The organism is Saccharothrix sp. ALI-22-I (assembly GCF_001984175.1).
GTDB lineage: Bacteria > Actinomycetota > Actinomycetes > Mycobacteriales > Pseudonocardiaceae > Actinosynnema.
In genome coordinates this window covers 19,543-31,465 of record NZ_MTQP01000069.1, presented here as the reverse complement: position 1 = coordinate 31,465, position 11,923 = coordinate 19,543, and the positions used below count along the sequence as shown (strand labels likewise).

Annotated in this window: 9 protein-coding genes; 3 read left to right on the top strand and 6 right to left on the bottom strand. The window is 70.0% G+C overall.

Annotation, left to right across the window (positions count from 1 at the left end):
- Positions 1–9: 9 nt before the first annotated feature.
- Genes ALI22I_RS42420 through ALI22I_RS42410 form a run of 3 tightly spaced genes read left to right on the top strand, consistent with a single transcriptional unit; the run spans position 10 to position 3,057 of the window.
- Positions 10–972 carry an alpha/beta hydrolase gene (locus ALI22I_RS42420; protein WP_077011273.1) on the top strand — a complete coding sequence of 321 codons (963 nt, stop codon included), beginning with the start codon at positions 10–12 and terminating at the stop codon, positions 970–972.
- 58 nt (positions 973–1,030) lie between these two features.
- Positions 1,031–2,431, top strand: coding sequence for an MFS transporter (locus ALI22I_RS42415; protein ID WP_077011998.1), 1,401 nt, complete (start codon positions 1,031–1,033; stop codon positions 2,429–2,431).
- Between the two features lie 5 nt (positions 2,432–2,436).
- Positions 2,437–3,057 carry a QsdR family transcriptional regulator gene (locus tag ALI22I_RS42410; RefSeq protein WP_143532724.1) on the top strand — a complete coding sequence of 207 codons (621 nt, stop codon included), beginning with the start codon at positions 2,437–2,439 and terminating at the stop codon, positions 3,055–3,057.
- A gap of 6 nt (positions 3,058–3,063) precedes the next feature.
- Here ALI22I_RS42410 and ALI22I_RS42405 read toward each other — a convergent pair whose 3' ends face one another.
- From ALI22I_RS42405 to ALI22I_RS42380, 6 genes are all read right to left on the bottom strand, one after another.
- Positions 3,064–4,101, bottom strand: coding sequence for a septum formation family protein (locus ALI22I_RS42405; protein WP_077011272.1), 1,038 nt, complete (start codon positions 4,099–4,101; stop codon positions 3,064–3,066).
- A 118-nt stretch (positions 4,102–4,219) separates the two neighbouring features.
- The gene (locus ALI22I_RS42400; protein ID WP_077011271.1) at positions 4,220–4,936 is read right to left on the bottom strand and encodes a spermidine synthase; all 717 of its coding nucleotides are present in this window, start codon (positions 4,934–4,936) and stop codon (positions 4,220–4,222) included.
- A 153-nt stretch (positions 4,937–5,089) separates the two neighbouring features.
- Positions 5,090–7,282, bottom strand: coding sequence for an MMPL family transporter (locus ALI22I_RS42395; protein WP_077011270.1), 2,193 nt, complete (start codon positions 7,280–7,282; stop codon positions 5,090–5,092).
- A gap of 5 nt (positions 7,283–7,287) precedes the next feature.
- A complete protein-coding gene (locus tag ALI22I_RS42390) occupies positions 7,288–7,878 on the bottom strand; it encodes a TetR/AcrR family transcriptional regulator (RefSeq protein WP_077011269.1) in 591 nt (196 codons plus the stop codon).
- Positions 7,879–8,034: 156 nt separating this feature from the next.
- Positions 8,035–9,483: a DHA2 family efflux MFS transporter permease subunit gene (locus ALI22I_RS42385; protein WP_077011268.1), complete on the bottom strand. Its 1,449-nt coding sequence runs from the start codon at positions 9,481–9,483 to the stop codon at positions 8,035–8,037.
- A gap of 281 nt (positions 9,484–9,764) precedes the next feature.
- Positions 9,765–11,840, bottom strand: a complete 2,076-nt coding sequence (locus ALI22I_RS42380) for a carbon starvation CstA family protein (RefSeq protein WP_077011267.1) — start codon at positions 11,838–11,840, stop codon at positions 9,765–9,767.
- Positions 11,841–11,923 lie beyond the last annotated feature (83 nt).

The following is an 11,923-nucleotide window of genomic DNA, read 5'->3' as shown; positions in this document are numbered from 1 at the left end:
GAGCACGTCATGTCCCTCAGATCACCCCTTGCCGTGGTCGCCGCGTTGGTGGTGTCGATCGTCGTGCCCGCGCCGCCCGCCGTCGCGGTCGTGGCCGACAACGGCGCGACCGTGGTGAAGCAGACCCGCCTCGACGACCGCACCTACGACCTCACCATCAACTCACCCGCCATCGGCGGCAACGTCCCCGTGCGGCTGCTCACGCCACCCGGCTGGTCACCCACCGCGACCCGCACCTGGCCGGTGCTGTTCCTGCTCCAGGGTTGCGGCGACGACTACACCTCGTGGACCAGGGAGACCGACGTCGAGCAGCTGAGCGCGTCCAGCGACGTGCTGATCGCCATGCCCGACGGCGGCCGGGCCGGCTGGTACTCGGACTGGTGGAACGGCGGACGCGGCGGCACGCCCGGGTGGGAGACCTTCCACATGACCGAACTGGTGCAGCTGCTCGAACGCGGCTACCGCGCCGGCACCAGCCGGGCCATCGCCGGTCTGTCCGCCGGCGGCACGGGCGCCTTCAAGTACGCGGCGAAGCGACCGGGCTACTTCAAGGCGGCGGCCTCGTACAGCGGCATCCTGTCCACCCAGTTCGTGGGTGTGCCGCAGTACGTGGGGGCGACCGTGCTGCGCGAAGGCATGTCCGCGGACGCGCTGTGGGGCGACGACGATTTCCAGGCGAGCGTCTGGCGGGCCAACAACCCGAAGGAACTGGCCTCCGGACTGCGCGGGACGTCGTTGTACATGTCCTACGGCAACGGGTTCACCGGGCCGCTCGACCCCGGGTTCGACTACGACGCCAACGAACGGATCGTCGGCAACACCTCGCCCGACTTCGTCCTCCGGATGCGCTTGCTGAACATCCCGATCACCGTCAACGCCTACGGCGACGGCACCCACACCTGGCCGTACTGGCAGCGCGAACTGCGCCGCTCCTGGCCGCAGTTGATGACCGCGCTCGGCGTGCCGGGCTGACGTGGAACCCGGTGCGGTGGGACCCGGTGCGGTGGGACCTGACGGAGCGGACCCGGCGGTGCGGCGACCTTTGCCGACGGTGCTCGTCGCCGGGTTCGCCGGGTTCGTCACCGCACTGGACAACAGCATCCTGATGGTGGCGCTGCCGACGATCGGCGCGGACCTGGGCCTGTCCACGACCGGCCTGCAGTGGATCGTGGTCAGCTACATGCTCGTGTTCGCGGGCCTGTTGATCACGGCGGGCGCGCTCGGGGACCGGTTCGGCTCGCGGCGGGTGCTGCTGGTCGGGTTGGCCGCGTTCGCCGTCACCTCACTGGGGTGCGGCACCGCCGGGTCGGGTGTGGCGTTGGCGTTGTGGCGGGCGGGTCAGGGCGCCGCGGCGGCCCTGCTGGTGCCGACCGGACTCGCGTTGCTGCGCACCGACCTGCACCCGCGGCACCGTCCGGTCGGGATCGCGGTGTGGACGGCCGCGTTGGCCGCCGCGTTGGCGATCGGGCCGGCGTTGGGCGGTGCGTTGTCCGAGTTCGCGCACTGGCGGTGGATCTTCCTGGGTGCGGTGCCGTGCTGCCTGGTCACGCTCGTGCTGGCGGCCGTGACGCTGCGACCGGGCGGACTGGGCGGGCCGGGCGGGCCGGGCACGAGGACGCGGCTGACCGTGGTCGGAACCACGGCCCTGTCGGTGGCGATGTTCGCCTTCATGGCCCTGCTGCTCGACACGGGTCCGCCCGTGCTGGTCGTGGTGGCGGTGGCGGCGTCGCTGGTGTTCGTCCTGCACGAACGGCGGACCGCGCACCCGTTGCTGCCGCGTGCGGTGATCGGGCGGCGGGTGTTCGTGGTCGGTGCCCTGGCCCAGGGGTTGTGGAGCGTCGCGATCACCGGGCTGCTGTTCGTCAGCCCGCCGTACCTGGAACGGGTCCTCGGGCTCACCCCGGCGGGCAGCGGCCTGTTCTTCGTGCCCATCGCGCTGGCCGTGGTGGTGGGGACGCCGGTCGTGGCGCCGTTGGTGCGGCGGATCGGCCCGTGGCACGTCTCAGGCCTCGGGCTGGCTCTGGTCGCGGTGGCGTTGTTCGCGATCGTCTGGCTCGCGGACCGCGCGCACGCCGGGGGACTGCTGGCCTGCCTGGCGTTGGCCGGGTTCGGCTCGGCGCTCACCACCCCGTTGACCACGGCGGTGCTGGACTCGGTGGCGGACCGGTTCGCCGGCGTGGCCTCGGGTGCGATCACCGCTGCCCGTGAGCTGGCCGGCGCGCTCGGCGTCGCCGCCGTCGGCAGCACGTTCGCCGTCACCTCCGCCTCCGCCTCCTACGGTGAGCCGCAGTCGGAGGCACTGGCCCACGCCTACCGCGCCGGTGTGCTGGTGGCCGTGCTCGCGGTGGTCGTGGCGCTGGTACTCACCCTGTCCGCCGCCCGCGCGGACAAGATCACCCGACAGCCAACGGGCCGGGCTGTGCGACCATGACAGCCATGTCTCCTGTGGGCGGGTCGGACGCCCGCGGTCCGACGAAGTTGCAGCAGGACCTCGCCGCGCTGAAGAAGCGCACCCGACCCACGCCCGTGGACGCCCTCCGCCAGGCCAAGCGCAACTTCCTGCGCCAACAGCGCATCGACATGAGCGTGCTGGCCGAGCAGTTGGAGATCAGCCGCGTCACCCTCTACCGGTGGGTCGGCTCGCGCGACCAACTGCTGGTCGAGGTGACGTGGTCGCTGACCGAGTTCACGATCGGCGAGCTGAACCGGGAGGTCCGGGAGACGGGGTCGGAACGGGTGGTCCGGATCGCCGTGGGGTTCCTGGAACGCGTCCTGGACAACGCTGGGATGAAGCACTGGATCGCCACCGAGGGTGAACTGGCGATGCGCCTGATGACCAGGCACGACACCGGCTTCCAGCCCCGGCTGATCGAGGCGTTCCGGCAGATCCTCCAGGAGGAGACCGACGCGGGCCGGATGTCGCTGCCCGCGGACCTGAACGAGGTCGCGTACGTCATCGTGCGGATCATCGAGTCGTACACGTACCTCAACCTCATCACCGGCCAGGAACCGAACATCGAGAAAGCCGAAGGCGTCCTCCGCCTGCTCCTGCGCTGACCCCGGTCAGCGGGTGGGGATTCGGAGGTCGGCGTCGGGGACCAGCACGGAAGTGCTCCACGACGCGTCGTTGGTGTAGACGATGCAGGTGACGTTGCGGAAGCCGGCGTTCCAGCTGTTCACGTCCGGTGCCAGGAAACCCAGTTGGGTGGTCTCGTCGACCAACGCCTCGTCCACGTTCCGCGACCCGATGTTCAGGCACTCCGTCTCGGCGGCGGCGACGAACCCGTCGGGCCCCGGCCACCGACCGGCCTGCTCGATGAACACGCCGATGGCCTGAGCGTCGTGCTCCGCGGTGCACGAGGTGAGCCGGAAGGCTTCGATATCGCGCTCGAACGAGGGGCGGATGAAGCAGTCACCCGGCTTCACCGTGCAGATGTTGGCGTGCCCGGCCGGGACGTCCATGCACACGGCGGAGGAAGCCGACTGGGTCCGGTCCGGCGCGTTGACGATCAGGACCGTCCACGCGCCGGACCAGAGCAGCGCGGCGACGATCCCGAAGATCGCGAAGAAGAGGACCTTCCCCTTGCCGAACACCCGTGAGGACGCAAGCACGTTGGCCGGGGGAGCCGGCCACGGGACCTGCGCCTGGCCGGCGGGCGGGGTGAGGTTCGGCGTGGCGAAGACCGGTTGCGCTTCGGGCGGGATACCCGCATAAGGCTGGGCCGCCGGATAAGGCTGGGCCGGATAGGACTGGAACGGCTGGGCCTGGGTCGGATAGGGCTGGAACGGTTGGGGCTGGGCGAGGCCGGCCGGCGAGGCCGACCACGGTTGGTCCGACCGGCCGGTGGTGCGGCCCGCGCTCCGCTCGTTGACGCGGGTCAGCACGAGGATGCCGAGGACGATCGCCACCGCGATGGTGATCCCCAGGAACCCGCACACACCGAGCACCAGCACGGCGATCGCCATCTTGTCGGTCGTCCGGTTACGCGCGACCTGGTAGAAGCGCACGCTGTCGTGGACCGCGCCAGGCGGTAGGAACGCGTAGGGCTGCCCGACCAACGCCTGGTTGGGACTGTCACCGCCACGGCCTTCGTCGCTCATAGCGCCCCCACTGCTCCGCCCGGCCGACCCGCTGACGGTAGCGCGGATGTCGATCGAAATACCCGCTTATAGCGGTAAACGACCGGTGACTTCGTCGCCGGGGGCCTCGCCGGATCGGTCAGCCGGACGTCCTCGCCAGGTAGACGGTGCTGGTGGCGTCACGGTCCTGCAACGCGTTGTGGAAGCGGACGACTTCGGCACTGGCCTGAGCGAAGTGATCGCCCAGCGACGCGGTGTAGTCGTCGTCCGGTGGCTCGTTGGACCACAGGGCGAACACGCCACCGGGGTGCAGGCGGTCGGCCAGCCGGCGGAGGCCTTCGGCTTGGTAGAAGTCGGCGTTGTCCGGGTGCAGCAGGTGGCGTGGCGAGTGGTCGATGTCGACGATGATCGCGTGGAACCGCCGGCCCGGCTCCTCCGGGTCGAGCCCGTCGGCCGAGCGGGAGAGCGCGAAGAAGTCGCCGTGGACCAGTCGGCAGCGCGGGTCGGCGGCCAACGCCAGACCACCGGGCAGCAGCCCCTGGCGGTGCCAGTCGATGACCTCGCCGAGCGCGTCGATGACGAGCACGGACCGCACGTTCGGGTTCTCCAGCACGGTCCGCGCGGTGTAGCCGAGGCCCAGGCCGCCCACGACCACGTCCAGTGGCGCGGGCAGGTCGGCCAGCGCCAGGTGCGCCATCTCCACCTCGGACACGGTGAACAGGCTCGACATCAGGAACTCGTCGTTGAGCTTGATCTCGTGGACCTCGCGGTCGAAGACCGGGTCCCAGCGACGCCGCAGGACGAGCTCGCCCAGTGGCGTCTGGCGCCAGTCGAGTTCCTGGAAACGCGCACTCATCGCAGGTTTACCTCCGAGTCGGTCCGCGGCTGTCGCGGTCGAGTACCCACAGTGGACCGCAGGCACGCGGTGAGTGCAGGAAGAGCCCATGATCGCAGTAGGACGGCCGCGACCGGATCGTGCCCCGTCGCGGCCGTCCCAGTGGAGGATCGGCTATCGAGTGCTGTCGACCAGGGTGTGCTCCTCGGCCTCGGTGTCGGCCTTCGTCTCCTCCTTGGCGAGGGCGGCGCCTTCGACGTCGAGGGTGGGCAGCCACCGCAGCCACTTCGGCAGCCACCAGGCGCGTTCGCCGAGCAGGGCCAACGCCGCCGGGACCAGGATCATCCGGACCACGAAGGCGTCCGCGAGGATGCCGATGGCCAGGGCGAAGGCGATCGACTTCAGCGCCAGCTCACCCGCCGGGACGAACCCGGCGAACACGAAGAACATGATCAGCGCCGCGGCGACGACGACCGGGGCGGCCTGGCGGAAGCCGGTCACGATGGCGTCGCGTGGTGCGGCGCCGCGGTGGTGGGCTTCGTGCATGCGGGAGACCAGGAAGATCTGGTAGTCCATGGCCAGGCCGAACAGGATGCCGATCACCAGGATCGGGGTGAGGCTGATCAGCGGTCCGGTGGTGTCCAAGTTGACCGCGTCGGCCAGCCAGCCCCACTGGAACACCGCGACGGTCGCGCCGAGCGACGCCCCGACGGTCAGCAGGAAGCCGAGCACGCCGACCAACGGCACCAGCAGTGACCGGAAGACCAGCACGAGCAGGATCAGCGCCAGACCCACCACCAGCACCAGGTAGATCGGCAGCGCCTCGTCGAGGGCGACGGCCACGTCGACGCTGACGGCGGTGGCCCCGGTGACGGACGCGGTGACGCCGTCGACACCGGCGAGGTAGCCGCGCAGGCTGATGACCAGCTGCTCGGTGGCTTCACTGGTGGGACCGGACCTCGGGATGACGGTGACCATGGCCGCGGTGCCGTCGGCGTTGGGGATGGCGGGGGTGACCACGGCGACGTCGCCGAGCGCGGTGATCGGCCCTGCGGCGTCGGTGCCGGCCTGGACGGCGTTGTCACCTTCGAACAGGACGATCAGCGGCCCGTTGAAGCCGGGGCCGAAGCCGTCGGTGAGCAGCTGGTCGGCCCGCTCCTGGGTGCTGTCCGCGGCGGGGGTCTGCACCAGGGTGGTCTGCATGGAGGCGAACGGCACCGCGACCACGCCCAAGGCCACGATCGCCAGCAGCAGCGACGCCACCCGGTGCCGGGTGATCACGCCGATCCAGCCCGCGTAGAAGCCGCGCTCCTTGGTCTCCGCCGTGTCGACTGCATCAGCCGAGGCGGTGCGCTGCTTGCGGGGCAGGACGCGGCGGCCGAGCAAACCGAGCACCGCCGGGACCAGGGTGACGGCGACGAGCATGGCGACCACGATGGTCGCGGCCGCGGCCACACCCATCTGCGTGAGGAACGGGATGCCGACCACGATCAGCCCCACCAGGGCGATGATCACGGTGATGCCCGCGGTGACCACGGCCGACCCGGCGGTGCCCACGGCGATGCCGATGGCGGTCGGGACGTCCGCGCCGCGCCGCAGTTCCTGCCGGTAGCGGTTGATGATGAACAAGGCGTAGTCGATGCCGACGGCCAGGCCCAACATGCCCGCCAACGCCGTGGTCGTGGACTGGAGGTCCATGAAGCCGGTGGCGATGGTGATGCCGAGTACGCCGATGCCCACGCCGGAGGCCGCGGTCAACAGGTTCATCCCGGCCGTGACCAGCGACCCGTAGGTCAGCGCGAGGATCAGCAGGGCGATGACGACACCGATCACCTCGGCCACGCCGCCGACGTGCGGGGGCACCTGGGTGGCCTCACCCGTCACCTCGACGGTCAACCCGGTCGCCCGGAAGTCGTCGACGGCGTCGAGCAGCGCGGTCTGCTCCTCGGGGGTCACCCCGCCGACCGGGGCGTCGTAGGTCACCCTGCTGTAGGCCGTGTTCTGCTCGGCGTTGATCGTCGGCGCGGCCGGGTCCAGCGGGTTGCTCGCCGAGGACACACCGGGCAGGGCGTCCAGATCAGCCACCAGTTTCCCGATGGCCTGGGCGTTCTCCGGCGTGGTCAGCGTCTGCCCCTCGGGGGCCTGCACCACCACGCGGGCGGACGCACCGCCCGCGCCGAACTCCGCCTGGATCTTCTCCAGCGCGGTGCTGGACTCCTGACCGGGGATCGAGAAGTTGTTCGTGGTGGTCCCGGACAGCGTCAGGGCGCCGACGCCCGAGCCGACCAGAACGACCAGCCACAACAGGACGACCAGCAGTCGGCGCCGGTAGGCGGCCAAACCGAGTCTGCGCAACAGCAGTGCCATGGGGATCAGGCCTCCACCTGGTGGGAACGTGACGAAGAGGCGTCGGGCCTGCGATGGCCGAGCGCGTCGAAACAGGTTGCGATGATGTGCGGCCGCCAGGTGGTCTTCTCGCCCTTGCGATTGGCGGCCAGGCTCAGCACGGCCATCGCGCTCAGCGCGCCGGCGACGCGCACGAGCCGTTCCGGTTCGGAGCCGGTGGGGTCGACGGCGAACATCTCCGAGACGAAGAGGAACTGCTCATCGGTCGTGTCGTCGGCATCGGCCGCGGTGAACGAGCGGAACGCCAGCGCCACCCACCCCGGCCGGTCCAGCGCGAGGTCGGTCAGCAGCTCCAACGCCCGCCGATCCCGTTCCTGACCGGGCGGCAGGTCGTTCAGCTGGTCGAGCAACAACCTGCCCCGTTCACGGCCCGCTTCCTGAGCGGCCTCGAAGAGGGCTTCCTTGCTGGGGTAGTGGTGCAGCAGACCCGCCTTGGACAGCCCGGCGGCGTCGGCCAGGGATTTCAGCGACGTCTGGGCGAACCCGTGCTGGGCGAAGAGCGCGGCCGCGCGGTCGAGGATCTCGTCGTCGACCTGCTGCCGGAACCGTCGTGCCATGCCATGACCGTACACGACGTACCGACCGATTCGGTCGGTAAACCGACCGATCCGGTCTGTGACGCCGCTCGCGCACCCCGCTCAGGCCCCCGGCATGACGACGCCGCCCACCACGGCGGTCCGTGGTGGGCGGCCTTATCGGGCTGTCTCGTTCCCTTACGCCGGGGTTTCGGCCTTACCGCTGTTGATCAGGAAGGAACCGGCCACCGTCGCCAGCGAGAGGATCGCGGAGAGCAGGAACGCCGTGTGCATCCCGCCCATCTCGGCACTCGCCTCGGCCTGACCGGACGTGGCCAGTGCCGCGGCACGCGCGCTCATCACGCTCACCAGCAGTGCCACACCGGCCGCGGCGGCCAGCTGCTGGGTCGTGCTGAAGATGGCACTGCCGTGGGCGTAGAGCCGGGCCGGCAGGGCGCCCAGACCGGCGGAGAACAGCGGCGTGAACGAGAACGCCAGGCCCAGGCTCAGCACCAGGTGGAACACCAGGACCAGCGGGGCGGGCGTCGAGGCGTCGAAACCGGTGGCGAACCAGAGGGACCCGCTGGTGGCGACGGTGCCGACGATGAGCAGGACGCGCGGGCCCACCCGGTCGTAGAGCCGGCCCACGAACGGCGACAGCAGGCCCATCAGCAGGCCGCCGGGCAGGAGCAGCAGACCCGTGGTGAGCGGGTTGAGCGCGAGGACGTTCTGCATGTAGATCGGCAGGATCGTGGCGACACCCAGCAGCAGGCCCATCATGATCATCATCAGCGTGCTGCTCACCGTGAACGTGCGGAACTTGAACGTCCGCAGGTCCAGCAGGGCGCGTTCGCGACGTTGCAGCGACAGCTGGCGCAGCACGAACGCCGTGATGCCCAGAACACCCACCGCGAGCCACATCCACAGCGTGAGGGAGGCCCCGCCGCCCGTGTGCCCGATGCTCGACAGGCCGTAGACCAGCCCGCCGAACCCGACCACCGACAACAGCACCGACACCACGTCGATCGGCGCACTGCTCGACTCGCCGACGCTCGTCACCCGGCGCAGGCCCAGGACCAGCGTGGTCAACGAGATCGGCAGCACCACCCAGAACATGCCGCGCCAACCGAACAGGTCCAGCACCACACCCGACACCGTCGGACCGATGGCCGGCGCGACGGAGATGACGATGGAGATGTTGCCCATCAACGCGCCACGTCGGGCCGCCGGCACGAGCGTCATCACGGTCGTCATCAGCAGCGGGACCATGATCGCGGTACCGGTCGCCTGCACGACGCGCGCCATGAGCAGCACCGCGAAGCCCGGCGCCAACGCCGCGAGCAGCGTGCCCGCGCTGAACAGGCTCATCGCCACGCCGAACAGCACCCGCGTCGGCACCCGTTGGATCAGGTAGCCGGTGACCGGGATGACCACCGACATGGTCAGCAGGAAGCCCGCCGTGAGCCATTGGCCCACGGCCGCCGTCACGTCCAGTTCCGTCAGCAGAACCGGAAGCGCGACGCCCATGATTGTTTCGTTCAGGATGACCACGAACGTGGCCACGAGCAGCACACCGATCACGGCGCGATCGCCGCGGCTGAGCGCCGGCGGCGACGTCACGGCGTCGGACACACCTGCGGAAGTCATGCGAAAATCCCCCAAGAGAAAACGGCGCGAGAAAGGCGACGGCGCCCTGATCGTCGTCAACACTACCGGTGGGGATCATGTCGCGAACGCACACTTCCGCTGCCGACGAACCGAGCGCGACGCTCACACCGTGCAGTCGCGCGTGCGCGACACGTCGTCGCGTTCCGCGCAGACTGCCAGACGCTCGTCGTCGGATCGAGCCGATTTCCTCCACTTCCTCCACTTCCTCCCCGCGCGGCGCGCCCGGTGACCCCCTCACCGGGCGCGCCGCGCGGGGCCGTCTACGAACGTGACAGCGAGAGATCCGACGGCACGTAGGGCGACTCGGTGGAGTGCCTCGTGCCGTCACGCAACACCTTGTGCCACACCCGGATCGCGTCGAGGATCACGATGATCACCAGCAGCGCGAACGCCGCCGCCAGCACACCGTCCACCGTCGAATTGGTGATCACGGCCTGCATCTGCTCCGGGGTTTTCGCGGGCGCCAGGAGTTTGCCCTGCTCCAGCGCGTCGGCGTACCGGTCGCGTTGGGCGAAGAACCCGAGCTTCGGGTCGCTGCTGAACACCTTCTGCCAACTCGCGGTCAGCGTCACGGCCACGTCCCAGGCCAGCGGGACGGCGGTGACCCACGCCCAGCGGACCTTCCCGCTCTTGATGAGCAGGGTCGTGCACACGGTGAGCGCGATGGCCGCGAGGAGCTGGTTGGCGATGCCGAACAACGGGAACAGCTGGTTGATACCGCCCAACGGGTCGCTCACGCCCGCGTAGAGGAAGTAACCCCAGGCCAGCACCACCGCCGCGCTGGTGATCCACAGACCCGGCCGCCACGACACCCTGGCGAACGGCTTCCACACGTTGCCCAGGGCGTCCTGGAGCATGAACCGCCCGACGCGGGTACCGGCGTCCACCGTGGTCAGGATGAACAGCGCCTCGAACATGATCGCGAAGTGGTACCAGAACGCCTTCATCGCGTCACCGCCGAGCATGTCGGAGAAGATCTCCGACATGCCCACGGCGAACGTCGGCGCGCCGCCGGTGCGTGCCACCAGCGTGGACTCCTGCACGGCCGCCGCGGCGGCCTGCAACTCCTGCGGGGTGATGGCGAACCCGAGTTGGCCGACCGCCGCGGACGCCGACTCCACCGTGGTGCCGACCACGCCGGCGGGGGCGTTCATCGCGAAGTAGATGCCCGGGTCCAGCAGGCTCGCCGCGATCAGCGCCATCACCGCCACGAACGACTCCGCCAGCATCGCGCCGTAGCCGATGAGCCGGACCTGGGACTCCTTCTGGATCAGCTTCGGCGTGGTGCCGGACGCGACCAGCGAGTGGAACCCGGACAGGGCGCCGCACGCGATGGTGATGAACACGAACGGGAACAGCGAGCCCGCGAACACCGGGCCGTTGCCGTTGAACGCGAAGTCGGTGAACGCCTCGTTGCGCAGCACCGGCGCGGTGACCAGGACACCCACCGCGAGCAGCACGATCGTGCCGATCTTCATGAACGTCGACAGGTAGTCGCGCGGCGCGAGCAGCATCCACACCGGGAGCACGGACGCGAGGAACCCGTAGCCCACCAGCCACAGCACCAGCGTCTTCGGTTCGAGGGTGAACGTGTCCGCCCAGCTCGACGTCTGCACCCAACCGCCCGCGACGATGGCGGCCAGCAGCAGCACGACACCGATCACGCTGGTCTCCACGACCCGGCCGGGCCGGATCACCCGCATGTAGAAGCCCATGAACAACGCGATGGGGATGGTCATCGCGATCGAGAACGTGCCCCACGGCGACTTCGCCAGCGCGTTCACCACGACCAGCGCCAGCACCGCGAGCAGGATGATCATGATCGCGAAGACGCCGATCAACGCCGCCGCGCCGCCGATCGGCCCGATCTCGTCGCGGGCCATCTGGCCGAGGCTCTTCCCGTCCCGCCGCATCGAGAAGAACAACGTGACCATGTCCTGCACGGCGCCCGCGAAGATCACCCCGACGATGATCCAGATGGTGCCCGGCAGGTACCCCATCTGCGCGGCGAGCACCGGCCCGACCAACGGTCCGGCGCCCGCGATGGCGGCGAAGTGGTGTCCGAACAGGACACGGCGGTCGGTGGGCTGGAAGTCGGCGCCGTCGTCGAGCCGTTCCGCGGGCGTGGCGCGGGTGTCGTCGACCTGGAGCACGCGCTTGGCGATGAACCTCGCGTAGAAGCGGTACGCGATGGCGTAGGAGCCGAGTGCGGCGGCGACGAGCCAGATGGCGGAGACGGTCTCCCCCCTGGACAGCGCCAGCACTGCCCAGGCGACGGCGCCGACGCCCGCGACGGCGGTCCACACCAGGACCGACCGCAACCGTGTTGCGTTCATGGATCTCCTTGTCAGAGCGGAAAAAGGCACGCGGAAACCCGCCCGGCCGCGCAAGGGGCGCACGGTCGGTCAGGGGGAGAGCG